The sequence below is a fragment of the Streptomyces sp. NPDC015032 genome, assembly GCF_043080425.1.
In the GTDB taxonomy this organism is placed as follows: Bacteria; Actinomycetota; Actinomycetes; order Streptomycetales; family Streptomycetaceae; genus Streptomyces.
Genome location: NZ_JBIBVN010000036.1, coordinates 1 through 25,026, shown reverse-complemented (window position 1 = coordinate 25,026; position 25,026 = coordinate 1). Strand labels below are relative to the sequence as shown.

Sequence of the window (25,026 nt, the reverse complement as noted above, 5' to 3'; positions counted from 1 at the left end):
CCCTGGGTGCATCAGTCCTCTTCGTCGGTGGTGTCGTCGGTCGGTGCGGGCGCGCCCGTCTGCCGGAGCAGTCCGCGGTAGCTGGCGGACAGCTGCAGCTTCGGCTGGGACGTCTTCAGCGGGTTGCCGCCGTTGTTGCCCGGGTTGGCCCACTTCTTCAGCTCGTACTCGGCGATGACCGGCTCGGGGCCGCTCATCATCTGGCCGGGCCGGATCTTGCGGTTCTTGTCCGGGCAGTGCCACAGGGCGTCCGGCCGGATGATGGCGACCAGGTCGGTGATGAACTGCTTGTTGCTGACCGGCGAGCCCGACGGCGAGACGTCGGCGAACCAGGCCTTGTACAGGTCGTAGAGGAACGTGAACGGTGCCAGGTCCCAGACCAGCCGGCCGCGGAACTCCTCCCAGAAGGCACGAACGGGGTCGTTGGCCTCCTTGTACTCGGCCAGGACCGCCTTGGTCGCCACCGGCTCGGAGAGCTGGTAGTAGTCACCGGGAGACGCCGCGCCGGCGCGGTTGATCGCGTACCAGAAGACGTACTCCAGGACCTCGCGGCGCTGGAGGTAGTCGTCCTTGATGTACTTCTTCTCGGCCCCGGTGAAGCTCTTGGTGAAGGGCACGAAGAGCTGCCGGCGGTAGAACGACTCGGACTTGTCCTTCACGCGCGGGAACTCGTTCAAGCACTGGACCATGAAGCCGAAGAACTGGTAGGCGATCGGCATCCGGTACTTGCGGTTGATCTGGATGACGTCGTTGGTGACGATCGCCTTCAGGTTGGCCGCCTTGTCGATGAAGGTGCCGACGTCGTTCTCGTCCACGATGATCGCGTTGGCGCGCACCAGCGGTTCGAGCGCGAAGTCCTTGCCGAAGTCCGAGAGCGGGATCGAGGTGTGAGCGCCGCTGCCGACGAGGTTGCGCATGAGCGCGCAGAGCGTGCCCTTGCCGTTGTTGCCCTGCTCGGAGTAGAACCAGGCGGTCTTGCCCCAGCGCACGTGCGGTCGGACGATCGCCCCGATGATCTCCCAGATCAGGTCGGCGAGGCCTTCGTCGCCGGGCTGGTCGAAGAGCTCCTCGATCCAGGCGACGACCTCCCAGTCCCCGTCCGCGGGGTGAGGGATGACCTGCTGGGGGGCGTCGTCCACGTAGTCGACGTCGTTCTTGGTCAGTAGCACGATGGCGGGGTCGAAGGGGTGGACCCGCTTGGGCTCGAAGTGGAAGTCCGTGCCGAAGATCGTGACGTCCAGGGGCTCTGTGCCGTAGAAGACGATGCCGTTGCGCGCGGCGATGAAGTCGCGGTTCGTGCTCTGGTGCCGGCGCGGGCTGTCCTCGCGCAGGACCGCCAGGACTTCGGCGAACTCCTTGAGGGTCAGCTGGGTGTTGTACATGCGCGCCGTGGTGCGGATGTCGTCCTCGCTGGTGGTGTAGGTCCCCCGCGCACGGCCGTCGGCCTGGTACTGCGCCAGCAGGTCGTACTCGCGGTCCGTGTCCTTGGCGTTGGGTGCGATGCGGATGACGTGGTGCAGGCGCAGCAGGATCTGCGCGACCTGCCAGTACGTCAGGCACCGCAGCATCGGCAGCTTCTCGGTGGCGGTGGAGGCCTTGAAGTTCTCGCTCTTGCACACCGCGTTGACGATCGCCAGCAGCTGCTTCTCCAGGACGCGGGGCGTCGGAAGGTCGGCTAGGTCGAGGTGGTCGAGGTAGGCCGCGGTGACGTAGGTGATGATCTCGTTCTGCGGAGCCATGTCGTCGCGGCCCGAGAAGTACCCCGTGATGCCGGGCAGGAGGTCGGCGGCGGGGTTCGTGCGCGGTCCGGCGTTCGAGCCGGCGGCAGGTGCGGATGTGGGGGCATCAGGAGGCGTCATGTTGCTGCTTTCTCGATCGTGATCGAGTTCCTGCCGGCGATGAGTGGGAAGCCGATTGGACTCGCAATCGAATGGAACGTGATCTTGATCCTATGCCATCCGAGTATCCTTTCGCAATGATTCGATTGCCAGTCGACAAGAGGATCGACCGAGGTCCTGAACGACGCTCGGGAGAGGCCCGAATGGTCCATCGAGAGGAACCGAGGGGGACGCGCGCGCGACCGCCACGACCGCGCCGCACGCCCCGCGAGACTGGATGAGATGCGAGAACCAGTGGCTCCGAGGGCGTATGCCCCCGGAGCCACTGGCTTCTCGTGCTCGACCACGCACCCGCGGGCGGCGTGAGCCGCCCGGCCCTGCGGTCAGGGCTCGGAGGAGTTCTTCCGACCGACCGGCCCAGTAGCCGCCAGGGCGTCGACCGGACGCCCCCAGGGACTCCCGACCGCAACATACCCCCTGGGGGTATTGGAGCTTGTACCACTTGACGTGGTACACCTGTTTCCCCAGGTCAGAGCAGGAATTCAGGGACTTCGAGATCGGGGTGTACCACGTGGCCTTTTCTAGGTGGTACAGGTGCTTGCCCAGGTCAGGCAAGGTTTACATACCCCCTGTACCACTTGTACCAGGAAATAGAGACTAGATACACGCGCAGGGGGGACAAGAGAGCAGACTGCCCAGCCAAGGCCGGAGTCGGCCGGATCGTCCCTGAACGCGTCCCCTATGTAAACGGTCAAAAAAACGTGGTACTCGTGGTACACGGACCAGAAACGCTGGTTGACCAGGCAAAACGTCGTACCACGTCGCCTTTCCCACGTGGTACACCCGGCGCGGGGCAGACCTTCCCGGTACAGGTGTTTGCCCAGGTCAGACATGGTTTTCGGAGGTGTACCACGTCTGGTGGTACACCCAGGCGCTCAGAGTCCGGGCCCGCTCCCCTGGCGACCGGGTCGAGGCGAAAGTCCCCGCCGAATCGCCTCGCGGCCCTCGGCCTGCGCGTCCTCAGGTCGCGTCGAGGCCCTGTCCGAGCAGCAGCTTTGGCGAGGCTCCGCTCGACTCGAAAGGAGCCCGAATGGCATTCGCTGGTCATTGCGAGTGATCCACGACAGCTGCTATCGTTGACCACAGGTGATCGATGTTGCACTGGAACGTGAAAACAGAGAGGCCGGAGAGCATCCCCGTGGGAAGGGAACTCTCCGGCCTCTTTGCATGTGCTGATGAGTGCGAGGCGTGGACGGCGCGGATCCCCTAGGGGGCGACCCTGCTCCAACCTCGCTGGTATCCCGCATTGGGGGACTCGGGACTGCGGCTACGGGATCGCTCGTCGGACTCGACGACGTAGAGGATCTCGTAGGAAATCGTGGTGTTGAGGTTGAGCGGGTTCTTGCTCTGACGCTTCTGCATCGTGATCTCGCGGAAGCCGTGGACGGCCTCGGCCCGATCGAAGAACCGACGCAGCCTCGCGTTCACGCGATCACGGGCCTGCTCGGCGGTGACGCCCATGTCGGAGACGACGAAGACGTGCGTGTGGTCGCGCTCGAAGGTCGGCTTCTCACCGGTGTCGAGGTCCAGACGGATCTTCGCACGGCTGATGTCGAGCGTGTCCGGACGGAGGGCACCGTCGTCCTTCAGAAGAGGCTGAGGACCTCGCTCACTGCATCGCGGGCTCGTCCCCCGCGTCCTGGGCAGCGCCGAGCGCGGCCCCGCCAGCGAACTGCCGGTGGAGCCCCACGGCGCACCCGGCGAAGGCCAGGCACAGGAACGCCGCGGAGACGGGGTTCGCCAGAGCGCCGAGAGTCTGCGCCGGGACGAAGGTCGCCGCCAGGTTGAAGCCCAGGTGCAGGAGCACGCAGGGCCACAGCGCGCGGGTCCTCTCGTAGAGCAGGGCCAGCAGCACCGCCAGCGGCAGGGTCGAGGCGAACTGCACGGCGTTGCCGTGCAGCAGGCCGAACACCACCGCCGTGGCCAGCGTCGAGACCAGGACGCCCGCCCGCCTGCGCAGCATCGGGTAGACCAGCCCTCGGAACAGGAACTCCTCCCCCGCCGGGGCCGCGACCAGGGTGAGCAGGAGGGTCGCCGCCGCCCCGGCCGCGTGCCGTGTCTGGTTCGACGCGTCGAAGCCGGCGGACCCGGCCGCGACGTAGATCCACAGGGCCAGCGACTGGCCGGCGAGGAAGGCCAGTGCCGCGCAGCCCAGGACGGCCCACCCGAATCCCGGGGTCTCCCCCTTCAGCCGCGGGGCCGGCGCATGCGCGAGCCATCGGGGACGCAGCGTCCTCACAGAGCCGACCAGGGCGACGACGAGCGCGCCCAGGACGGCTGTCGCGGCGATCGGCTCCCCGATGCACCGGACTGCGACGGTGCCGAGGCCGAGGTACGCCGCGACGACGGCGAGCGGCACGAGGGCGCACCAGGCGGTGCTGAGCAGCCGCGAAGCGATCGGCGACGCCGTCATGGCTCCCCCCTTCTTGAGTCTCACGCGATCGCGGTGAGCTGCTCGTTGATGACGGCCTGGACTCGGGTGTCGCCGCGGAAGGTGTTCAGCTGCAGCGAGGCCGTGAAGCGCAGCGTGCCCAGCTCGGTGCGGCTTGCGCGCCGCACGAAGCCCTGGAGCATGCCGAACTTCTCCTCGGCGACGTTCCACCACAGGCAGGACAGGCCGGACCGGGTGACCAGGCGCAGGTGCTGCTTCTCCGAGCCGATCCGGTCAACGCGCAGCCCCAGGGGCTCGATCGCGATCTCGACGACCGGCGCGGTGAAGCCGTGGCCGAAGGGCTTGAGCCCCTCGGTCCGGCGCACCAGCTCGAACAGCGGCTCCAGGTCCTCGAGGCCGGCGTCGCAGTCGGCGTCCGGGCCGAGCACGAGGTCGCCGTTCGGACCGTCGCCGCCGACGGCGAGCAGCGCGGCCTGGGTCGCCTCCCGCAGCACCGCGACGAGGTCGCCCAGCTTCTCGGCCTTCGCGACGCGGACGCCGCAGGCCTGCTGGTGGCCGATGGCGCTGAGCCCGTCGTGCGGCTCCAGGCTGGTGATGATGTCGAACCATCCCGGCGCGCGGCCCGAGCCGCTGACGAAGTCGTCGGGGCCGGCGGGACGGTTCATCACGACTACCGGGTGGCCGTTGCGCTCCATCATCTGGTTGGCCAGCAGGCCGTACATGCCCGGGTAGGCGTCCGAGAAGTACACCCATGGGACCAGCGGCTGGTCTCCGGCGGCGAGTTCAGCCATGTGCTCGATGACCAGCTGCTTGCGCAGCTCGTTGTTCTCGATCACCTGGTGGGCGGCCTTGAGCTTGGCGTCGGCACCGTCGGCCGTGAACACCTGGAAGCACGGCTGAAGCGAGGCCCCGGTGCGCCGCGGGCTGTTCATAGCCGGAGCGAGGTAGAAGCCGAAGAAGCCCTCGTCGAGGTCGTCCACATCGCGGACCTTGCCGACCTGGGCAAAGGCCTTGAGCACGATCGCGAATCCCTCGAAGGCCCGGAGGAAGACCGGGTGATGCGGCTCGGTGCGCAACAGCTGCATCAGGATCGACTGCTCGACGTCGATCGCATCGGGGTCGGCGTCGAAGCCGCCCCAGGGATTGGGGATCGTCTTCGGCGCGGCGACGCGCAGCAGGCGGGCGATCGAGATCGCGTCGCGCACCAGCTGGCGGTTCTCGTACAGCACGGGCATGACGTCGGAGACGGTGCCGAGGCCGGCGAACAGGCGCAGCAGGCGGATCTCCCAGAGCTTTTCGGGCCGGTGCACGCGGGCGTAGGCCTCGATCACCTGGTAGAGCACGTGGGCACCGCAGATCCCGGTGTGGGCGTAGGTCTCGTCGATCCGGCACGGGTCGACGGTGATGTCCGCGGTCGAGCCCGGAGCCAGCTCCTCGTGGTGGTCGGTCACCAGCGTCTTCCAGCCCAGGGCGCGAGCGGCGGCGATGCCGCGATGGGAGTTCACTCCCCCGTCGCAGGTGAGCAGGACGCGGGTGTCGGGACACTTGGCGTGGATCTCGGCGATGTCCTCGGGAGCGAGCTCGTGGCCGCGGCGGTAGTCGGGCAGGTGCAGCTCGACGTCGAAGCCGAGCTCGGCCAGGCCGGCGCAGCCGAGGACGCCGGAGGAGATGCCGTCCATGTCGAAGTCGGGGGCGATGGTGATCTTCTCGCCCGTGGTCCGGGCGTCGTGGAGGGCCTCGACCATCTCGGCCAGGTCCAGGAGCTCGTCGTGCTCGGCGGACTCGATCTCCTTCAGGTACTGATCCGACCAGCCGCGGCGCTGGCACAGCAGCTCGAAGAGGTCGGTGTCCTCGTCGGCGAGCGAATGGTTGTCGACGGTGTGGAGCGTGGACATGGCGGGACCTCTCGATCGGGTTTTGTGGTCGGTGGAGAAAGGGGTGCGCAATGCCCCTCATGATGCTGTGATTTTAGCAGTGGCATTCACCTCTTCTGCTCGTTTAGCAGTGCTTCTGGGGCTCATTCGAGATCCACAGGATGTACTTATCCCGAATGGCCTCGACAGACTTTCCAAGGCCCTTGCGAATCGGTTACTCTCACTGGTATGGCCATTCGAAGCATTGTCGAGTCAGATCTCAGTGGTAAGCCGGATGCGGCTACGGCGACGTTCGGCTTGGGCGACACCTGGTACGAGATCGACCTCACCGCCGAGGAGCAGAAGAAGCTCGAGGAGGCGCTGAAGCCGTATCTGAAGGTCGGCCGGAAAGCCGGGAAGACATCGCCGGTCAAGAAGCGAGTCGTGCCCGAGACGACTCCCGAGGAGCGCGACAAGATCCGCGAGTGGGCCAAGGGGAAAGGCTTCGACTTCGCGGAGCGGGGGCGCATCCCGAAGGCGGTCATGAAGGCCTACGACGAGGCCCACGACATCGATCGGAGCAAGTAGCGCCCGTCGACCCCGGTGCTCGCCTCCCGGCCGGCTCCTCCCATCAACCCCTGAAGGGCCCCGCAGCATGCTGCAGGGCCCTTCGCGCGTCTTCAGAACGGCGGCAGCGACGGATGGATCACGGTGACCGTCTCGATCCCCGCGGCTCGCGCGCGATCACGGCAGTGGACGGCGCCGTGCGAGAAGTGCCCCGGCGTGTGCGGCATGAGCTGCTCCCGGCCTCGCTGCGTGCACTCGGGCTTCCGGCAGAGGTCGAGGAAGGCCGCGCACAGCACCTGAGCCCCGGCGTCGCGGAACACCTGCGCCGCGTCGACCATCTCCTGGTTGCGCCGGAAGCCGGCCGCCCTCCCGTGGGCCGACCAGGAGGCGGGGAAGGCGACGACCTCGAAGCCGGCGGACCGCCACAGCCGCTCGGCCATGGCGTCGGCACCCTCGGGGCAGTGCCCCGAGAGGAGCACCGGTCGGGTGACGCTCTCGACTCCCCAGCCGCGCCAGGCGTCGTTGAACGCGTCACGCATGCCCTGCTCGTCGTTCCAGCTGCGGGAACCGGTCACGAGGACGACGTGCGAGAACGATCCGGGAATCATTTCAGGAATCATTCGAGCCTCCTCCTCTCGTGGCTCCGGGGCTTTCAAGGCTGGATCCGAGATGCGTGCCCGCGGCGTCGGGGCAGGCGCAGCGACCCTCATGCAGCCGGCTCATGCGAGACGGCTCGTACCGGGTTCGATCACGGCCAGGCCCTTCTCGCCGTGGAACTCGACGCGGATCTCGTCGTCGCCGCACATCGGCATGAGGTGGACGGTGTACATCCCGTCGTCGCCGCGGGAGACGTGCGCGGTGACGACCGTGCAGTCCTCTTCGTTGGTGAAGTCGACGTTGCCGATGTCCTCGGCCTCGCCGGAACGCATCACCGCGGCGACGGCTTCGCTGTCGGGCTGCCACAACTTCGGCTCGCACCGGGCTCCGGTGTCGTAGGGCGAGAGTTCGGACTGGGACTGCGTCATGGCGATGCCTCTTCGTGGTCTCGGGTGCGGGTGGCGACCATCGAGTGCGGACCCCGCGGGGTCCGTGTGATCTCGATGTTCGACGGAGCGCCCGTGCCAGCTCCGCTGGCTTGACGACCCGGAGGATCTCACCAGCGTGATCCGCCCCTGGATGGATCGCGCAGCGAGCCGTCGGCCGGGTCGTCGCTCCTCGCCCGAGCCGGGCGCGCAGCGCCGGGCGATCCACCACTGCTGCACCCTTTCGCTGCTGGCCACATCTGTGGACGACTGCAGCGGGGCAGTGGTGGGGTTTCGTCTCTCAAGCACAGCGCTGGGCATAGCCGGAGGGAGCGCCAGCGACCGACGGACCAGCGAGCCTGCGAGCGGTGGAACCCGTCGGCTATGCCGACTAACACGTCCTCGGAGCGCAGCGGAGAGGCCGAGCGGAGCGAGGGTCCGGAGGACACGTGTTATCAGGTTCCCTTATGCCCTTTGCTTCCTTGTCGTCATCTCGCTGTTCCACAGCTGGAGCGTTAGCGGAAGCCTGGAACATCAGGGGAAACAGTCCGTACCCTCTTGACCCGTACCCCTCCCCCTTTTCCGCGCAGCGGGGGTACGGGGCTGGCTGTTTCGCCTGGTCATTGCACCTTTTGGTCGTACTGCTGATTCGACGTCCGTGATACGGCCGTACCCCCACGCTGATCCGTCCTCGTGAGGCACGAGCGATGACGGGGGTACGGGTCTGTGCTTGTTGGGGCGCAGCCCCGGTCCGTCTCCCTGCTGCCGCAGGCGGCACAGCCCTCGCCGCGCAGCGGATACGTCCTCCTGCGACACCGTCGCTCAGGCTGTGGATAACGCTCTGCTCCACCGCTCGCCGCGGTCGGCTGCGCAGGCCTTGCACCATCGCGCTGTGCTGGCTGCGCCAGCTAAGGCAACCCTCCCGGAAGCCTCACAAATCACTGTGACGCAGGTCACCATGACACTTCCAGGATTTATTGACGTTTTCGGTGTCTGCCGGGCCTGAAGAGTGACCCTGTCACTCAATTTAAGTCGGAGGACCTCATGCCCATGCCTTGCTCAGCGGAAGTGGTGCTGACGGACGACGAGGTGCGCGCCCTGAACGCATTGCCCGGCGCGGACTTCGAGGCCGATGCCGAGCCGCTTGGTTGCGACTTCGGTGCACACGGGCCCGATGTGCAGCACACAGTGTGTGCGCAGATGCAGTACGAGTCCTCCGGGCTCGTACTGTGGTGGCTGTTCTGGGACGACGAGGACAGACGGGAGCTGCGGATCGCGCCGGGGTGCCAGAAGGTCGTCGTCTCTGAAGCGTGCCTGCTCGTCGAGGACCACCCCGGCACCTGCGATCAGTCGATCGGCTTCACTCGCTAGGAGCTGGCAACCAGCAGCATTGCTCCGCCGGCGGTCTGTGACTGGTTCGCCGTGCCCGCCGGCGGGCTTCAGCAAAGGGCACCATCAGGCTTCCCGGCCCCACGAGACAGCCGTGAAACGGCGTCTCCACCGCGTCTCAGTGGTGACTCGCCGGGACGCCCCTGAGACGCGACCGGGACGCCGATAAGACGCCGACTGGTGCAGGTGCAGCCCTCAGAGTCCCGCGCGTGTCTCTCTTGTGTCTCACACGCGCTCCGGTTGTGCTCTTCCGGCGTCGCGCTCGGCACTCCGGGTGGACTCCTCTGTGCAGGGGTGTCGGGTGGCGTCTTTCGGGAGACACAGCCGGGACACCGAGGGGACGCCGTAGGTACTCCAATGCGACTTCCATGGCTCGCTGCCGGTACGGCAGGTGTCGCGTAGGCGTCCCTCGTGAGCACCCGTGGCGTCGCAGGTGGGGTGCAGAGGTGCACGACATCGACGGCCTGCGCGCGGTCGCCCCGCGTAGGGGTGCTGCGGTGTCTCGCAGGTGTCCCTGCCGGTACTCGATAGGTACTCGAATGGCACCTCTCCCGCGTATCGAATGGGATTTGCATAGGACTCGATAGGGACACTAGAGTGGACTCGCATTGATTCGCATTCGAGAGGAAACGCGAAGGATGGTGAGTCCATATGGCAGAGCGAAAGACATCCGGCGAACGCCCGGATCGAGAGCAGGAGCGAGTGCCGGGGAGAGGTGAGTGCAATGGCCGGTCGGTCCGGTGAGCCTCGCAAGGTCCGCTGGACCGTGCCCGCCGCCGACACCTCGGTGAACGAGTGGCTCAATGAGCAGGCGGACATCTCGCAGTCGATTCGACTGCTCATCCGGGAGTCCATCGAGCGCGACGGCTTCGTCGACGTCTTCTACAAGCCCGTGGTCCAGCTGCCGCGCCGCGGCCGGCCGCCGCTGGAGAGCACAGAGCCGCGCGAGGACGAGGAGACGGTCACTGCGCTTCCCGGGTCCGCCGCACAGGCGCAGCCTCAGGCCCCGGTCGTCGCCGAGGCTGTGTCCGTCGTCGAGGAGGCGGCTCCGGCCCCAGCGCAGAAGGCCAGCCCGGAGCCGGTTCCCGCACCGGCCGAGGAGTTCGCAGCGCCCGCGCCCAGCGCGCCGCCGGCGCAGGCATCCATCGACGAAATCATGGCGAGCACTCGGCGCTGAGTGACGCGGTAATCACCACTTTCCAGGCAGACAACACAGACACCGAGGGATCGAATTCATGAGCACGAACAGCAACGACATCATCACGCTCACCGGCGGCATCGACGTCGGCAACGGCTACGTCAAGGGCGTCATCCAGAACACGCAGCAGGGCACTTTCGACGAGATCGATCTGCCCAGCGCGGTCGTCTCCACCTCCCGCACCTCGCCGAAGGTTCCGCTCCCCGACGCGGACGCGGCCTCCGTGCTGGCGGGCGACTTTTACAACCAGATCGACTGCTCGCTCACCACTCCCCTGGTGGCGGCGTCGGACCGCCGCATCTTCGGCCGGGCGGCGCTCTCCGTGCGCGGCTCGAAGTTCACCGAGTTCGAGGTGCTGGGCAAGCACTCCAAGGCCGATCAGGAGCTGAGCAAGGTCCTGGTCCTGGGCGTCTTCGCCGCGAAGGCCCTGCGCGACTACGTGAAGGAGCACGGCGCGCTGCCCGATCGCGAGCTGCGGGTGCTGGTGCGCGCAGGCCTGGCGCTGCCCATCTCCGAGTTCGTCGCGCGCCGCCACGCCTACGCCGCCGAGTTCATCGGCCTGCTCGGCAGCGCGGACCCGACGGTGCACCTGGTGACGATCAAGAACTTCAGCACCCCGGTATCGGTGCGCCTGCAGTTCGTCGACGTCCAGGTGATGGCCGAGGGCGCGTCCGCGCAGTTCGCCATCACCGACAAGGGCGAGCCGCTCGCCCAGGCGCTGCTCGATGACCTGCGCGCCCGCGACGCGTCCATCGTGGAAGGCGTTTCCGCCTCCGACCTGGTGGCGGTGCAGAACACCATCGGCGTCGACGTCGGCGAGGGCACCGTGAACTTCCCGGTCTTCACCGACGGGCGGTTCAACCCCGAGGCGGCCGACACCCTCGACGAGGGCTACGGCTCCGCGCTCATGAACGCCATGGAGCGCATGAGCGAATCGGACTCCACGCTGCAGTTCTCCTCGCGAAAGCAGCTGGCGGACTTCCTCCACGCGGAGCCGTCGGTGCTGGTGAAGAACCGTCACCAGCGCGCCGCCGGCTTCGTCGAGGACGAGGCGATCTATCTGGTCGACGAGATCGTCTCCTCTTTCGGCGACGTCCTCTCCCAGGCCGGCGCGACGACTGAAGTCGTCTACGTCTACGGCGGCGGCTCGGGCCCGATCAAGCACCTGCTGCACCCGGCGCTGCTGAAGGCCGCCGGCGACGTGCCGGTGCTCTACCTGGACTCCAGCTACTCGCGGCACCTGAACCGTGAGGGCCTGTACATCGCGGCGCGCCACGTCGAGCAGCAGGCCCTCGCCGCGGCGAAGCCGGCGGGCAAGCGCAGCAAGGAGGTGGCGTGATGCGTGAGCCGCTGGAGACTCCTGGAAGGACGCGACCGGGAGGCCCGTACGGGGAATGGGGCGACTTCATCCTCGCCGAGCCCCGCCCGCTGACCCCGGCCAGGCATCGCCGACGCCTCCAGAACCAGAAGGCCGGCCGCGAAGGGCGAACCTTGGAGAGGGTCGCATGATCCTCGCCGAGCAACTCGAACTGCAGCAGCCAGGGGCCGATGCCTGGTGCCAGCGCTGGAACCACCGGCTGCCGACGTGGAGACGGACCCGGGACGGTGGCTTCGACCCGGAGGCCCACCGTGTCGTCCGGATCCCGGAGGCCCCGGCGAAGCGCTTCACGGTCGCTCATCACTACAGCGCGAGCTGGCCGGTCGTGCGGCTCGCCTACGGTCTCCAGCGCGTCGATCAGCCCCCCGGGCCCGGCGAGCCCGAAGGCGGCCGTCTGGTCGGGGTGCTCGCCCTCGGGGTCCCGATGAACACCGCCGTCCTCAACGTGTTCCCGGACCTGACGCCGCTGAAGGAATCGCTTGAGCTCTCACGTATGTGTCTTTTGGACTCCGTGGCTTCGAACGGCGAATCCTGGGCCTGCGCGAGGGCATTCCAGGACGCCGCCACCAAGGGAATCCGAGGGATCGTCGCGCACGCTGATCCCGTCCCGCGGGTCAGGATCACGGCCGACGGCCCGTCGTACGTGATGCCGGGACACATCGGCCACGTCTACGGCCACAGCCAGGGCTTCGCCTATCTCGGCCGTACCCGCGCCCGGCGTCTGGTCGTACTGCCTGACGCCACCGTGCTGAACGACCGCGCCGCAGTCAAGGTCCGCCGAAACGAGACCGGCCACGCGGCAGTCGAACGGCGCCTCATCGCACTCGGAGCCACCGCCCGCCGAGCCGAGGAAGACGGCACGCGCTGGCTCGCTCGGGCGCTCGAGGAGGTCGGGGCAGCGGCGCTGCACCACGGCGGCTGCCACAAGTACGCGCGAACCATCGGCCCGCATCGCACGCGGCTCCGGCTCGCAGGGCCCGCTCTTCCAGCTCCGCGGCACGGGACGCCTTCACCCTCACTGTTTACCCAGAGAAACGAAGGAACTCCCAGATGAGCCACGGCCTCAGCCCTACCGGCGCGAAGATTCTCGACGCCAACGACGACGGCCTTGTTGCCGGGCACCCCGCAGCACTCGCCAGGCTGATGTCCGACGGCCTGGTCGTCCCGCACACCGCCGACGGCGATACCCACTGGATGACCGAGGCCGGCTGGACGGCCCTCGACGCCTGGCGGAAAGAGAACCCGGGCCGCAGTGCGCTGGCGGACGCCTCGGGCATCCTGCCGAAGTTGCCCGGCCGGCAGCACGAGGCAGTGCTCACCGCCGCGCGGCGCCCGGACCAGAACGTCCCCGGCCGGGACGACCCGGCCTGCCGTGCCGGCGAGACGTGGTTCCGCGGCTCCACCCTGCGGAAGATCGCCGCGAGCGGCTACGCCGCCATCCGGCCCGAGCCGTACGACAAGGGCCAGGCGACGTGGGAGGAGACGGGCCGCCCTCTCTACCTCACGGAGGCCGGGCGGCTCTACGCCCGGCAGCGCGGGAACATCGACGTCCGCCGGCGGCGCGTCGTGGTCATTAGTGGATGGCGTGCAGGTTCGCCGAGGGCCTTCGAGGGTCGTAAACGCGCTCGTCAGCAGGTCAGCGGCGTACGTAGCCCTCATTTAGCGATCTCCAGGAATTTGCGAGTAACTGAGGGAAGTTCGTTGGTGCTGCGGTAATCTCTGGGCTTGTGTCAGATTCCGAAGGTCGCACCCTCACCCTCGTGCTGTCGCCCCGTGCTACGGAGGAGGGCTCAGGTCCGATCGAGACCGGTTTGGCAGATGTCGTCACCCTCCAGCGGCGCCGACAGGCACGGATGTCCGTCCAAGACGAGGAGAGCTTCTTCGCCGACGCGCTCACCGAGTACCAGTGGGCTCGGGACTCAGCTGGACTGGCCCCGTCGACGATCGACCAGTTGATCAAGCCGGTCATCGAGGTCTGCGACTTCTACGGCACCGTGCCGTGGCACCTGACACCGCGCGAGGTCGACAAGTACTTCGCCGGCCCAGGGAAGCGCGCGCACCACACGCACCGGCAGAAGCTCAACCACATCGACGCGTTCTTCGCCTTCCTCGAACAGCGCTACGCCCACGAGATCATGATGCGGTTCGGGGCGACGGTGGGGTCACCGGTCGATCCGTTCAACAGGCCGGTTCACCGTGGGGACTTCGGGCTCCGGATCCCACCGTCGCAGACGGCGATGAAGGAGTTCTTCGCTCGCTGGCGGGAGCAGTTGCCGTGTGCCCGGAAGTACGCCGTGGCCTGCCGTGACTACGTCATGACGAAGATCGCGTATGTCTCCGGTGTACGGGCTGCCGAACTGTGCCCGGTGACGATTGGCGATGTCCACTGGGAGCATGGCCAGTGGGGCCGGTTCGTCGTCCAGGGCAAGGGCGCTCGTGGTTCGGGACCGCGGCCTCGCGAGGCGTACATGTTTCGCGAGGGTCGCGAGCTGCTCTGGTGGTACATCGAGGAGGTTCGGGCGGAGTTCGGTGACGACGCCGATCATCCGTCGGCGCCCCTGTGGCCGTCCGGGCGCAAGCCCAAGGCGATAGCTGCACTGAACCTGCCGATCGCGCCGGCAATCACACCCTCGACGTTCCGCCGCCAGCTCCACGCGGCGGCCGCGAGCTACCTGACCGGCCCGGTCACCGACCTCTTCCCGCACCTCCTGCGGCATGCCTGCGCGACCCACAACTACGAGCGCGGCATGACGCTGTGGGAAGTCCAGCGCGTTTTGGGCCACCACTGGGCCACCACGACTCTTCGGTACATGGCGACTGCACAGGCCGACCCCGAGCATGCCAATGTTGCAGCAAGCTCGCGGGCGGCCCAGCGCCTGGTGATGGACAAGGGGAACCTTCGGTGAAGTGGAATCTGAGGATGGTGGCCGCTCAGCAGGACCTGTGGCGTCCCACCGAGTTGCTGGAGGCGTTCAAGACGGTCGGGTTCACGCCGTCGCTGAGCAAGGTCGCCGCGATGTGGAGCGGCACACCGGTCACGGTGCGGCTCGACGACCTGGACAAGATCTGTTCGGTGCTGAACTGCACGGTCGGCGATCTGCTCCAGGCCGAGCCACTGGAGGCCACTGCGGGAGAGAGCGAAGTGCTGCAGAAGGCCGTGGGAGCCGAAGGCTCCGACGGGGGCCCGGTGCGGCCGACGCCTCGTCGGCAGGGCAGCCGTCGCACACTGCCGCCGAACTGACAAATGCGGGCACCATCGCACCCCGCTCAGTGCCCGGACTGCAAGGGCTGGGGGACGCTCGGCCTAAGCGTGTGCCAGGGGTGCTCAGGATGGCGGAAGAAGCATCCTGAGCAGAGCGTATGTCTGCGCTGCCATCACACCGGATACCTCAACTCCGACCGGTTGTGCCGGGCATGCCTGCACGCTGTTCGGCTCGACACCGACGTCGCGTGGGTCACAGACCCGGACGGTGCCGGCCCGCGTAGCCGCCAGCTGATGTTCCTCTACTACGGTCTCGCGCCCACCCACGCCCAACCTCTGAAGAAGTACGGCAGGCGCACCGGCCGCACCGGTGTCGACCAGCGCGAGCGGCTCCACTGGGTGGAGCACCTGCGCGCGGCCGCGGGCCCGACGCGGGACGACTCTGCGGTCCTCCCGCCCGCTGTCCCGGGGCAGCTACCGCTCTTCCCGGTCCGCCGGACGCTGTCCATCGACGTCTGCCGGCGCATTCTGCAGAGGCCGCTCGCCGGTTACGGCGAGGTCGTCGAGCACACCGCCGCGTTCGCCGCGGACACCGGCATCAGCAAAGCCATGCAGCGCAAGCTGCACGAGATGCTGCGCCTCGCGCTCGCCGTGCGCGACGCGGACGGCGACGACATCGTCGATGAGCTGGTGCTTGACGACATCCCCAACTACGGCCGGTCCGTCAGGGCGATCCTGCTGCGGGCGGAGATGCTCAGGCTCCTGCCAGAGCCGCGCGAACCTGAGCGCCGCCTGCGGTCACGGACGTCACAGACCACGCGCCGTGTCTGGGCGCCCCGGGCGATGACACCGAGGTCGTGCCAGCAGTGCGGCTCTTGGTTCGCGGCGAAGATGAAGGCTACCTGCGAGCCCTGCTCGTCCTTCGCTCGGAAGAGTGGAAGCAGCTCTGCTTCTAAGGGAGCGTGTGACCGCTGTCGCCGCGTTGACCTGCCGCTCGCTGACGGACACTGTCGGGGATGCCGATGGCACGTAGCCATCCAGGGCCCAGGGGACATCACCCAGTACGGAACGCAGTTGTGGCTCGGTTCACCGGTCCCCGCACCTGCAAGCCTGCGTCACTCGGAGGTGCCCCCGCCTACTTCGCGCCGCCCTGTCTCCGAGCACCTGATGGTCCCTGGGCAGGAGAGGCTGTTCGAGCTCCGACGAGAGTGGAGCTCGGTGGTCGAGTTGGAACGGCAGGATCTGCCGACGCCCACGGACTCGGCCCAGCTGCTGCTCGCCGACCTCGACAGCGTGATGAAGCGGGAGATGTGGTCCAAGTTCGTTGCCACCAAAACTCGGCGCACCTTGGCCGTCTTGGTGTCCTGGCTCGGGGCCGATGCCCCGCTGCTGGAGTCCGACATCCGGGCCCTGGTCGACAACCGTCCCCTGCAGTTCAGCGGGCGGCGGGTCACGCAGTTCCTGGAAGCCCGAGGCCTGCTGATCCCGGATACCGAGTTTCGCCGGGATGCACAGCAGAAGCGTTTGGAGGCCGAGCTCGCCGCACTGCCCGCGACAATCGCACAGGAACTCTCGGTCTGGATCAAGGCCGTGCGCGGAGAGGGCAAGTGGGAACACCCCGGCCGCACCTACCGGAGCATCGCCCGCTACTGGCATGTCCTCACCCCGATCCTCAAGGGGTGGCTCGCGAACGGCATAGAGAGCCTGTGCGAGATTACTCAGGACGACATCAAGCAGGCCATCGCCACCCGCAAGGGGACGCCGGCCCGCTCGATCCATATCGTCCTTCGGAACGTCTTCCGGGCTCTTCGGCAAGAAGGCGCGATCTTCCGCGATCCCACCCGCGGCCTCGTCTTCGCAGGGATCAACAAGCCCCCGCCTTCCGTCCCCTCGGACCGGCTGGCCGGCGTCCTCAGCCACGCGCGGAACGAATTCCAGCGCTTCGTGATGGTGCTGGTCTGCGTGCATGCGCTCAGCGGCACCGACATCCGCCACCTGCTACTCACCGACCTCGACCTGTCCCGTGAGCGCCTCATCGTCCGGCGCCCCGGCAAACGCCACATCATCTACCTGGACGAACTCACCTACCGTTGCGCCTCTGCGTGGCTTCGTGAACGTCACCGCCGCTGGCCGGTGACCACCAACCCGCATCCGCTGATCAACCGCTGGACTGCGGTAGACACCACTCACTCGCCCATCGGCACCACGTTCACCAACATCTTCCGGCCCACCGGACTCACGATGCCGACGCTGCGGCAAGACCGAATCCGCGATGAGGCGTTCGAGGTCGACGACCCGCTCCACCTGATGCGCCTGTTCGGCATCTCCTCGCAGACCGCCATGCGGTACATCACCGCGGCCCACCCCGAACGCACCGCGAAGCTACCCCGATGAAGTGAGCAGCAGCCACCAACCCGTACCCAGGAGCCATAGGATCGAGCACCTCGCAGAGTGTTCTGAATCCTCCCCGAGACCGTCGGCCGCCGTACCATCGTCACTCTGGCCCTCCGGGGGCTCGGGATCACGGAGGCGGACGCAGAACTGCTCACGACCGACTGGTCCACCGTCCGCATCGCCGACCTCGACGTCCTGCGCTGCTATGCCCCGCGCCCCTGCCACGTGTGTAATACGGCTAGAGCCGCGGGTTCCACGCGGGATGATCCAGCTTGGGGGCGATCAGATCGGCAAAGAACGGGTCGCCCTTCGTAAGAGCCCGGATCAGAAGGGCGACAATGCTCATGTCGTAGTGGCGCCATTCCACCTTGTCCCACACCACGACCGTCCAGGCGTCCGGATCCGCGTCCTCGGTCAGCCAGAAATGCAGCAGTGAGTCGACGCCCTCGCCGTCGCGAAGAGCGAAGACGTAGTAGAAGAACGATCCCGGTCTGAAGTGGGCCCAAAGCTCCTTCCGGTCCGTCGGCAATGACGTGCCCAGTTCGGCCTCGACCGCCGCCCAGTCGTACTCCCGCGGAGATCCCTGTCAACCCGTCGCCTCCTGCAGGCGATCAAGCCACTGCACTGTAGCTACTCCTTTCCCAGACACGGCCTCACACGGGGATCTGGTTCCATAGCCACACGATCACCGCGAGGAGGGCCAGGAAGAAGAACCTTGCGACCTTGCACCGCCAGACCACCAGGGTGGAGGTCCGCGAGAAGGAAGGTAGTGAAGATCAGCACCCCGTTGGCACCGGCGACCACATCGGGATCGCGCCGGGGGAACGAATTCCCGGCGCCGTGCGTCGCACGGGCTACTTACACGAGCAGGCCTCGCAGCATCGACTGTGGCACAGCCGGTTGTACGGATGCGCCGCACCGGACATCAGGAACGTCTCGTCCGAAGAGAGGCGACGGACAGCAGCGGCCACACAATTCCGTCGTGCGCCGAGGTGGCACGTCAGTCGCCCACTGCCGTGGGCGACTGACGCAGCGGATCTCACCAGGACCGGTAGAAGGGCCGGTCGATCTTGTGGGCGATCGTGAAGGGACGGAAACCCGGGTCCGTAAGGACGCTGTGGAGGAACTCCGAGGCCGGCATGTCAAACCGGTGGAATCCCTCCAGTGGATCCTCCCGGGCGATAACAGGCCAGTCCGCCGGATCGGTGCGGGCGTCTGCCAGCCAGTAGTACTCGTCCTCGATGTACGAGAACCCCCACTGGAGCAGTCCCGCTCCCGAGCCCGCACCAGAGTCGCCGAACAGTCCGTACGGCCGGTACACCGACCGGTTCTCCGGATTCCCCCGCACCGAGGCGAGAAGGCCCTCGTGGTTCCCGGCCATGGACTCCGACTCACCCTCGGGCTCGAGCAGGACGAGGTGATCATCGAAGGATCCGCCGGAGAAATAACGGCACAACCCCTTGAAGTCCTCCGGCAGAGGGGTGCCCACGGCGGATTCGACACCAGCCCAGTCCAACCGTCCGGGCATCCCGTCCCACCCGGTCGCCGACAGAATCCGGTCAACCCATTCCATACGCACCTATCCTCTCTTCCGCTGCTACCTTTGCATTCGATCGTCAGGGTTTGTTCAAGATGGTTTGGTTGACGATCTTGACCCCGGTCGACGTGTGCGCGTTCATGGTAATACCCCTCGGGATCGGATTATCAGGACTGGAGTAGACGGGGAAGGTCGAGTAATAGACCGTACTCCCCGCCGCTATCGCGTTAGCAATCTTCTGCTCCTGGGCGGACATCACCGGTGAATTTGCCTTCCGATACAGAGGCACCAGGTTGCGCAAATCTGTGCCGCTGCCGCCGAGTTGACGTGCCAGAAGGTGTCCGCGGTTCATGACGGGCTTGCTTCCGAGAACGAACCCCTTCGGCACACTGTCCCAGAACCCCGGAGTCGTGGGAGGCCAAAGAGTGCCCGTACCGACGATGTTCGTCGGCGACGTGTTCAGCTCCTCGTTACCGTTCTTGTTCAGGTAGTTGAATCCCCCAGGGCTGAGGCAGGCGACGACGCCTTGGGCACGACCTTCAGAATCCAGCGGCATATAGTACACCGAACTCGGACCACCAGATTTGCAGTTGGACTGGTCGCTCTCGTCCGGGAGGGTGGTGTTTCCCGGCTGGAACTCCTGCTTGTTGTCTTGTGTCAGCAGCAGCCCCTTGTCGTAGTCCGGTTTCGCGCCCGGAATGGAGTAGGTGCCACTGCTCGACGCGCTGGGAGAAGCCGGGGTCCTGCTGGAACCGCAGCCTGCGCCGACCTGGCGCGGGCTGGTCCACTGGTGGGTGCCGGATCCGTTGACGATGACGAGGCGGTCGACGCGGGGGCCGCCGCCGTTCGCTTCGCAGAGGCTGTCCCGCAGCTGCTGGAACTGCTGTCCCGTGGACAGGGAGCGCTCCAGGTCCTGCGTGGTGGCCAGGTCCAGCAGCGGGCCCACGAACGGTTCGAGGTCGAGCCGCAGCACCCGTTCGTATCCGGACCGCACCTTCTGGCCGCCGCCGGCCCCGGAATCCGGCTGCTCGCCGTTCAGTTGCGCGGCGCCGAGGCGTGCCTGTGACCCCAGTTCCGCCGGGCTCCGCACCGTTTCCGCCTTGACGGCACGTTTGACCTGCTGACCCTGCTCGGTGGTGGTGTAGAGGTAGTCCGTCGGAGGTGTCGTATCTCCGGCGGCGGGCGGGGCGGTCCAGGTGACGTGCGCGTGGGGGTCGGACTGGAGGAGCAGCGCGATCTGCTGGAGCACGCGCCGGTTGTCGACCTTGTCGGTGGTGGGGAGGATCTTGCGCAGGTCTTCGGGATTGTTCAGACGGCCGGAGTCGATAATCTTCCCCAGGTCGGGCAGTGCACCCTGGCTGTTGGCCGCATAGATTGCGTCCCTCGCATTGCTACCCGCCTCGGTGTCGCTCGTCGGCCGGTCCTTGGTCATCGCGTCGAGCAGCCCTGCCACGGTGGGCTGCAAAGGGGTGCTGTATGAGAGGTCGCCCGGTCGCAGGTTGCGGGCGTGGAGGCGGCTGCCGATCTTGGGGTCGGGGCCGTACTCAGCGGTCGAGTACACCCAGGCGTAGTCGGTGTGGCGCACGGTCCGTCCGCCGGCGCCCCACGCGATGTTGGGGCGCGTTCCGTTGACCTGCTTGGACTGCTTGGGCTGCAGGGTGCCCAGCGGATGGGGCTGGTCCGGCACCCTCGGTAGGGATAGATAGAGGGTGGCCGCGCCCGCCTGATCTCCGCTGTTGGTGACCGTGAAGGAGTACGAGCACGGGTTCGTCGTGCACAAGTACCCACTGTTGTTGGTGATGGTAAAGGCGGGCCCCATGGTTTTGGAGACCGCCTCGGCCGACGTAGCGGGCGGGACTGCAGTCGCCACGGCTGTGGCGGTGGTGGTGCGGACGGAGTTGACCTGTTCGGTGGTGGCCGGCTTCGGCTCCAGCAGGAGGTAGCTGCTGAGGCTGCTGTCGTCGGCCACCACGGCGGTCGTACGGTGATCCGCCGGATACATCACCGGTCCAGTGCGTCCGGCAGGGTGCCAGACTGCGGGTTTGACGGGGTCGTCGTGGCCGGGTTCGCCGCCGATAGCGAGGACCGGGTAGGGCGACTCGGCGGCAAGGACGACCGTCCAGCCCCCAGTGGTATACGAGACCGCCTTGCGGCCGCGGAGCGTTGCGCCGTCCTCGCGGACCGCCTCGGGGTCGGAGGTGACCTGCCGGACCAGCGTGGCGAGCGAGGCCGGCGTCAGCGAGCCGGCGTTCACCCCGAAGCTGTCGAGCATGTAGTAGCCGTCGCGCTTCTCCGATTTGATCCAGCGGCCGGCGCTGGTCAGATCGTGGCCGTACTGGGGATCCTGCTGCGCCCAGAAGGACGAGTCGCCCTTCAGGTAGAGCTGGTCGCCGGACCATGCGAGTGTGGACTTTCCGACCACCGGTTCACTGAGGGTTCCCGACGCCTTCCCTGTGCTGTCGACTGTCAGGTTCACCCGGGTCATGGGCTGGCGCTGGGTCGGGGCGTACACCATCGACAGGTGCACCGCGGGTAGGGCGCGTAACGCCTTTGCCGCCGAGGCGCCCTGCTGCGCCGGCGGCACGCGGTGCTTGGCATCCTCGGAAGCGTCCGACCCCTTCGACGCGCCAGGCCACAGTACGAACAGCAGGGTCGCCAGCACGGCCAGTGCAACGCCCGCGGCCGTGAGGGACCGGGCACGCGTTTGCCGTAGCCACCGGGCAACCGCTCGCGGGGACCCCGCTGGCGCACCTGCCGTGGGAGGCCGGGTCGGTAGCGGAGGAGTCGCAGGCGGCTGCGGTGGGTGGGGCGGCCGAGACGGTGGCGGTGGCACCGTGGGCGGATTGGAGGGGCGAGGCGGAGGGGACGGGGCATCGCTCTCGTCCCGCCTGTCGGATTGTGGCTGCTGTTCGTGATCATCCGTCACAGTGACTCCCCCCAGTTGCTTCCACCGACTCTGGAATCAAAAAACTCACCGTACTGACAGAGAAGCCCTCTGGGGGACCAACTTCCTCGTTCCTCCACGGCACCGACACCCGCCGACTGCTGCCGAAGAGCACAGGCTTCGGGCCGTGCTCCATCCGTCCGGACACCCCTGGTGACGTCTGTCCCTCAGCCAGCAACCCGTACGCGAAGGCGGAATATCCAGGTACTCGCGTACGGGTTCCAGGCTCCCGCCATCCGGGATTGCTGGAACCTGCGCGCCTTCGCCTGCGGGGAGAAGAAGTTGCCGGACCCGGGCGTCAACGAGTACGGCAACCCTCTTCCGGGCTACCCGGCTGGGGAGCTCTACGTCGGTGACTACCACCGGTCCCTGCGCGGTGCTGCGGACACCCTGACCGATCCTGCGCTGATCTTCATCGCCTCCGCGCTCCACGGCCTCGTCCCGCTCGACCGGCTCCTGCACCCCTATGACGTCCCCCTCACGGACGAGCGGGCCGTCACGCCAGAGGCGATCCGCTGGCACGCGGCACGGCTCGGCCTGGACGACGCAGACGTCATCTTCCTCGGCGGCCAGGACTACGCCGCGCTGCTTCTGCCGTCTGTCCCGCACCTGCACGCGCCGTTGGCCGGCGACATGGGCGACCAGCGCGGCCAGTGCGCGAGAGTCGGCGATGAAGCCGACGTGCGCGAGGCCTGGTGGAAGAAGGCCGCCGCCCTCCACAACGAGCACGCCGCGCGGTGAACGCCCCCAGGGGGGAGCCACCGGGCCCCGGCCAGAGGACCACTGTCCGCTCCGAGTCCGTAAGAACGTCATGACCAACCCGTTCGCCCCGCCCATCGACCTCAGCCACCTGCCGAACTACCGGCACACCGACGCGCGTCCCCGCCGCGCGGTGTTCCTCGGCCGTGTCTCCACCAAGGACCGGCAGCTTCCTGCCTCGTCCATCCCGCGGCAGGTCGTCCTCGCCGCTGAACGCCTCGACCCGGGTGAAGAGTTCATCGCGTACTTCTGGGATGTGGAGAGCGGGATGCTTCCCACGCACTTGAGGGGCCTGGGACCACAAGAGATGTACGACGGGCTCGGCGTGCCGACGCCCCGGGACGGCGGCCTCCAGGACCTCGTGGACCGCGCCGGGCAGATGGGCGTCACGCACGTCCTGGCCGAGCGGTCCGACCGCGTGGCGCGCGCCATGCTGACCAGCCTCACCGTGGAACATGAGCTGGAACGCCTCGGGGCAGAGGTGGTGTACGCCAATGAGCCGACGGGCGGCACCGAGTCCGGCCAGCTGCGCACCCGCAGGTACGGGCAGGCTGAGGCAGAGATCTACCGCGCGACGGTGATCGAGATGTCGATGGGCGGCCAGTTCCAGCATGCGATCAACGGATGGAACCACGGCTACCCGCCCTACCCCTACGTCGCGGTGGTCGACGAGGACGCCCCAGTGCGGGGGCAGGGCCGGTTCGGTGAGATACGACCGAAGAAGAAGCTCGTTCCGCACCCCGACGAGCGCCGGTTCGACGCCGCCCGGGAGCTGTGCCGCCTCCGGCGTGAGGAGCATCTGAAGGGCGCGGACATCATCGCGATCCTCAAGGCGGAGCCCGACCGGTACCCGATCGAGGGCGAGTGGACCTTCAACAGGGTCGAGGGGCTGCTCGCGAACCCGAAGCTGAGCGGCTATCAGGTGTACAACCGGCGCGCAAACCGCACCGGCCGCGCCGGGTTCTCGCGGCGCAACCCCATTTCCCAGTGGGTGTGGTCGCCGAAGGTCGTGCACAAGCCGGTGGTGAGCCTGGAGGAGTGGATGCAGGCCCAGGAGGTCACTGCGGGAATGCGCGCGGGCGTCGAAGGCGGCCCGCTGCTGCGGATCCGTACCGCGGCCTCCCGGCTCGGGCTCACCGTCACCGCAGTCAGCAGCAGCGCCACGCACACGCTGTACCGGATCGGGAACCGGCAGATCGTCCTGCCCACGCCGGTCCCGGAAGCACTCGTCCAGCAGGTCATCGAGGGCTTGGGGAGCGTGGAGTGAGCGAGACCATCGAGGGCCAGACCCACCGGCGCGGCCGGGGCTGGGTGACGCACCTTGCCGAGCACGGTGTGTACGCACACGGGCGGACGCTGGGGGCGACGGAGGCGAACGCCGCGCAGGCGCTCGAACTCGTCGGCGTGGGCGCCGAGGTCACGCTCATCCCGGTGACACCGGAGCTGGAGACGCTCCGGGCCGCCGACGACGCACGCGAACAGGCCCTGCGCGCCGCGGTGCACGCCCTGGCTCTGCGGCGTACCACGCGGCGTGACATCGCCCTGGCAACACGGGCACCGGCTTGGCAGGTGAGACAGATCCTCGCCGAACAGGCGAAGAAGGACGCCTCACAGCCTCCTGCGGAATCAGCCACGACAGCCGAGGGCACCGTATGACTCGCGGACGCCCGTACGGGTTCCTGCGGCCCTTGCCCGGGAGGGCCGCCAGCGGGTCGTGCTCCTCGGCGACCCGGGGGCCGGCAAGTCCACCCTCGCGCAGTACCTCGCGCTCGCCCTGACCGGCGGCCTTCGTTCCGACGGGTCCCTCGTCGGCCTCGCGGGGCGCATCCCCCTCATCGTGGAGCTGTGGCACTACGCGCAACCGGCATGGCGGCAGCAGACGTTCGCGGCGTTCCTCGCACACCTGTGGACCACCGAGGGGCTGGGGCTCCCGCTCCCCGTCCTGGACCGGCTTCTCGACGAGGGGCGCGTCCTCCTCGTCTTCGACGGGCTAGTGCTCTGACCACGTAGGTTCGCCGGGTTGGGTGTCCGAGCGGTTGGATGAGCGGTGACGTCCGATCTGACCGCTGGGGGTGTGGTGGCTGAGCCTGTCCGCGTGCGCAGGTTGACTGACCAGGAGGGGCAGAAGCTGCAGCAGATCGTGCGCCGGGGCAGCACCAGTTCGGTGCGTTACCGGCGCGCGATGATGTTGCTGGCCTCGGCTGGTGGGAACCGGGTGCCGGTGATCGCGAAGTTGGTGCAGGCCGACGAGGACACGGTCCGGGACGTGATCCACCGGTTCAACGAGATCGGTCTGGCCTGCTTGGACCCTCAGTGGGCGGGAGGCCGTCCCCGCCTTCTCAGTCCTGACGACGAGGACTTCGTCGTCCAAACGGCCACCACCCGACCGACCAAACTCGGGCAGCCCTTCACCCGCTGGTCCATCCGCAAACTCGCCGCCTACCTGCGCCGCGTACACGGCCGTGTGATCCGGATCGGCCGCGAGGCGTTACG

23 protein-coding genes are annotated in these 25,026 nt (G+C 67.6%); 14 read left to right on the top strand and 9 right to left on the bottom strand.

All coding sequences use genetic code 11. The features are described 5' to 3' along the window. Nucleotides 1–11: 11 nt before the first annotated feature. The 4 genes from ACF08M_RS33160 to ACF08M_RS33145 all read right to left on the bottom strand — a co-directional run bounded on the left by ACF08M_RS33160 (nt 12) and on the right by ACF08M_RS33145 (nt 6,185). Nucleotides 12–1,859, bottom strand: coding sequence for a phage/plasmid primase, P4 family (locus ACF08M_RS33160; protein WP_392188967.1), 1,848 nt, complete (start codon nt 1,857–1,859; stop codon nt 12–14). Nucleotides 1,860–3,104: 1,245 nt separating this feature from the next. Further along, the gene (locus ACF08M_RS33155) at nt 3,105–3,359 is read right to left on the bottom strand and encodes a hypothetical protein (protein WP_392188966.1); all 255 of its coding nucleotides are present in this window, start codon (nt 3,357–3,359) and stop codon (nt 3,105–3,107) included. A gap of 148 nt (nt 3,360–3,507) precedes the next feature. Next, on the bottom strand, nt 3,508–4,311 hold the full coding sequence (locus ACF08M_RS33150; RefSeq protein ID WP_392188965.1) for a CPBP family intramembrane glutamic endopeptidase: 804 nt from the start codon (nt 4,309–4,311) through the stop codon (nt 3,508–3,510). 20 nt (nt 4,312–4,331) lie between these two features. After that, complete coding sequence (locus tag ACF08M_RS33145) at nt 4,332–6,185, bottom strand: DHH family phosphoesterase (RefSeq protein ID WP_392188964.1); 1,854 nt, start codon at nt 6,183–6,185, stop codon at nt 4,332–4,334. A gap of 207 nt (nt 6,186–6,392) precedes the next feature. On the opposite strand from ACF08M_RS33145, the gene ACF08M_RS33140 reads away from it, so the two are divergent. After that, nucleotides 6,393–6,731 carry an Lsr2 family protein gene (locus tag ACF08M_RS33140; protein ID WP_392188963.1) on the top strand — a complete coding sequence of 113 codons (339 nt, stop codon included), beginning with the start codon at nt 6,393–6,395 and terminating at the stop codon, nt 6,729–6,731. Nucleotides 6,732–6,823: 92 nt separating this feature from the next. Here the strand turns inward: ACF08M_RS33140 and ACF08M_RS33135 are convergent, their stop codons facing one another. Next, a complete protein-coding gene (locus tag ACF08M_RS33135; protein WP_392188962.1) occupies nt 6,824–7,330 on the bottom strand; it encodes an SLOG family protein in 507 nt (168 codons plus the stop codon). A 99-nt stretch (nt 7,331–7,429) separates the two neighbouring features. Further along, a complete protein-coding gene (locus ACF08M_RS33130; RefSeq protein WP_392188961.1) occupies nt 7,430–7,735 on the bottom strand; it encodes a hypothetical protein in 306 nt (101 codons plus the stop codon). Nucleotides 7,736–8,782: 1,047 nt separating this feature from the next. On the opposite strand from ACF08M_RS33130, the gene ACF08M_RS33125 reads away from it, so the two are divergent. The 8 genes from ACF08M_RS33125 to ACF08M_RS33090 all read left to right on the top strand — a co-directional run bounded on the left by ACF08M_RS33125 (nt 8,783) and on the right by ACF08M_RS33090 (nt 17,293). Continuing rightward, nucleotides 8,783–9,103, top strand: a complete 321-nt coding sequence (locus ACF08M_RS33125) for a hypothetical protein (RefSeq protein WP_392188960.1) — start codon at nt 8,783–8,785, stop codon at nt 9,101–9,103. A gap of 742 nt (nt 9,104–9,845) precedes the next feature. Continuing rightward, nucleotides 9,846–10,298 (top strand): hypothetical protein, encoded by a 453-nt coding sequence (locus tag ACF08M_RS33120; RefSeq protein WP_392188959.1) that lies wholly within the window; start codon nt 9,846–9,848, stop codon nt 10,296–10,298. Between the two features lie 58 nt (nt 10,299–10,356). Next, on the top strand, nt 10,357–11,658 hold the full coding sequence (locus ACF08M_RS33115) for a hypothetical protein (protein WP_392188958.1): 1,302 nt from the start codon (nt 10,357–10,359) through the stop codon (nt 11,656–11,658). Between the two features lie 166 nt (nt 11,659–11,824). Next, nucleotides 11,825–12,751 (top strand): hypothetical protein, encoded by a 927-nt coding sequence (locus ACF08M_RS33110; protein WP_392188957.1) that lies wholly within the window; start codon nt 11,825–11,827, stop codon nt 12,749–12,751. Further along, nucleotides 12,748–13,413, top strand: coding sequence for a hypothetical protein (locus ACF08M_RS33105; RefSeq protein ID WP_392188956.1), 666 nt, complete (start codon nt 12,748–12,750; stop codon nt 13,411–13,413). Before ACF08M_RS33110 ends, ACF08M_RS33105 begins: the two co-directional genes overlap by 4 nt. 137 nt (nt 13,414–13,550) lie before the next feature. Further along, a complete protein-coding gene (locus ACF08M_RS33100) occupies nt 13,551–14,603 on the top strand; it encodes a tyrosine-type recombinase/integrase (protein WP_392189029.1) in 1,053 nt (350 codons plus the stop codon). After that, nucleotides 14,600–14,938: a helix-turn-helix domain-containing protein gene (locus tag ACF08M_RS33095; RefSeq protein ID WP_392188955.1), complete on the top strand. Its 339-nt coding sequence runs from the start codon at nt 14,600–14,602 to the stop codon at nt 14,936–14,938. Before ACF08M_RS33100 ends, ACF08M_RS33095 begins: the two co-directional genes overlap by 4 nt. Before the next feature lie 255 nt (nt 14,939–15,193). After that, nucleotides 15,194–17,293 carry a hypothetical protein gene (locus ACF08M_RS33090; protein WP_392188954.1) on the top strand — a complete coding sequence of 700 codons (2,100 nt, stop codon included), beginning with the start codon at nt 15,194–15,196 and terminating at the stop codon, nt 17,291–17,293. Nucleotides 17,294–17,531: 238 nt separating this feature from the next. On the opposite strand, the gene ACF08M_RS33085 is transcribed toward ACF08M_RS33090, so the two are convergent. The 3 genes from ACF08M_RS33085 to ACF08M_RS33075 all read right to left on the bottom strand — a co-directional run bounded on the left by ACF08M_RS33085 (nt 17,532) and on the right by ACF08M_RS33075 (nt 21,492). Further along, nucleotides 17,532–17,822, bottom strand: a complete 291-nt coding sequence (locus tag ACF08M_RS33085) for a hypothetical protein (RefSeq protein ID WP_392188953.1) — start codon at nt 17,820–17,822, stop codon at nt 17,532–17,534. Nucleotides 17,823–18,332: 510 nt separating this feature from the next. Further along, complete coding sequence (locus tag ACF08M_RS33080) at nt 18,333–18,866, bottom strand: SMI1/KNR4 family protein (protein WP_392188952.1); 534 nt, start codon at nt 18,864–18,866, stop codon at nt 18,333–18,335. 43 nt (nt 18,867–18,909) lie between these two features. Then, nucleotides 18,910–21,492, bottom strand: a complete 2,583-nt coding sequence (locus tag ACF08M_RS33075) for a DNA/RNA non-specific endonuclease (protein WP_392188951.1) — start codon at nt 21,490–21,492, stop codon at nt 18,910–18,912. 564 nt (nt 21,493–22,056) lie between these two features. Here ACF08M_RS33075 and ACF08M_RS33070 point away from each other — a divergent pair. The 5 genes from ACF08M_RS33070 to ACF08M_RS33050 form a co-directional block, all read left to right on the top strand. Next, complete coding sequence (locus tag ACF08M_RS33070) at nt 22,057–22,515, top strand: DUF6884 domain-containing protein (RefSeq protein WP_392188950.1); 459 nt, start codon at nt 22,057–22,059, stop codon at nt 22,513–22,515. Between the two features lie 70 nt (nt 22,516–22,585). After that, nucleotides 22,586–23,800, top strand: coding sequence for a recombinase family protein (locus ACF08M_RS33065; protein WP_392188949.1), 1,215 nt, complete (start codon nt 22,586–22,588; stop codon nt 23,798–23,800). Further along, nucleotides 23,797–24,189: a hypothetical protein gene (locus ACF08M_RS33060; protein WP_392188948.1), complete on the top strand. Its 393-nt coding sequence runs from the start codon at nt 23,797–23,799 to the stop codon at nt 24,187–24,189. The genes ACF08M_RS33065 and ACF08M_RS33060 overlap by 4 nt, the downstream gene beginning before the upstream one ends. Nucleotides 24,190–24,247: 58 nt before the next feature. Beyond that, nucleotides 24,248–24,535 (top strand): hypothetical protein, encoded by a 288-nt coding sequence (locus tag ACF08M_RS33055; protein ID WP_392188947.1) that lies wholly within the window; start codon nt 24,248–24,250, stop codon nt 24,533–24,535. Nucleotides 24,536–24,610: 75 nt separating this feature from the next. Next, a partial coding sequence (locus ACF08M_RS33050; protein ID WP_392188946.1) for a transposase occupies nt 24,611–25,026 on the top strand: 416 nt, incomplete at its 3' end.

Coding starts and splice junctions, on each gene's coding strand:
- ACF08M_RS33160 (WP_392188967.1), bottom strand. CDS start 1,859: ATGACGCCTCCTGATGCCCCCACATCCGCACCTGCCGCCGGCTCGAAC.
- ACF08M_RS33155 (WP_392188966.1), bottom strand. CDS start 3,359: ATGGGCGTCACCGCCGAGCAGGCCCGTGATCGCGTGAACGCGAGGCTG.
- ACF08M_RS33150 (WP_392188965.1), bottom strand. CDS start 4,311: ATGACGGCGTCGCCGATCGCTTCGCGGCTGCTCAGCACCGCCTGGTGC.
- ACF08M_RS33145 (WP_392188964.1), bottom strand. CDS start 6,185: ATGTCCACGCTCCACACCGTCGACAACCATTCGCTCGCCGACGAGGAC.
- ACF08M_RS33140 (WP_392188963.1), top strand. CDS start 6,393: ATGGCCATTCGAAGCATTGTCGAGTCAGATCTCAGTGGTAAGCCGGAT.
- ACF08M_RS33135 (WP_392188962.1), bottom strand. CDS start 7,330: ATGATTCCTGAAATGATTCCCGGATCGTTCTCGCACGTCGTCCTCGTG.
- ACF08M_RS33130 (WP_392188961.1), bottom strand. CDS start 7,735: ATGACGCAGTCCCAGTCCGAACTCTCGCCCTACGACACCGGAGCCCGG.
- ACF08M_RS33125 (WP_392188960.1), top strand. CDS start 8,783: ATGCCTTGCTCAGCGGAAGTGGTGCTGACGGACGACGAGGTGCGCGCC.
- ACF08M_RS33120 (WP_392188959.1), top strand. CDS start 9,846: ATGGCCGGTCGGTCCGGTGAGCCTCGCAAGGTCCGCTGGACCGTGCCC.
- ACF08M_RS33115 (WP_392188958.1), top strand. CDS start 10,357: ATGAGCACGAACAGCAACGACATCATCACGCTCACCGGCGGCATCGAC.
- ACF08M_RS33110 (WP_392188957.1), top strand. CDS start 11,825: ATGATCCTCGCCGAGCAACTCGAACTGCAGCAGCCAGGGGCCGATGCC.
- ACF08M_RS33105 (WP_392188956.1), top strand. CDS start 12,748: ATGAGCCACGGCCTCAGCCCTACCGGCGCGAAGATTCTCGACGCCAAC.
- ACF08M_RS33100 (WP_392189029.1), top strand. CDS start 13,551: ATGTCCGTCCAAGACGAGGAGAGCTTCTTCGCCGACGCGCTCACCGAG.
- ACF08M_RS33090 (WP_392188954.1), top strand. CDS start 15,194: ATGTTCCTCTACTACGGTCTCGCGCCCACCCACGCCCAACCTCTGAAG.
- ACF08M_RS33080 (WP_392188952.1), bottom strand. CDS start 18,866: ATGGAATGGGTTGACCGGATTCTGTCGGCGACCGGGTGGGACGGGATG.
- ACF08M_RS33065 (WP_392188949.1), top strand. CDS start 22,586: ATGACCAACCCGTTCGCCCCGCCCATCGACCTCAGCCACCTGCCGAAC.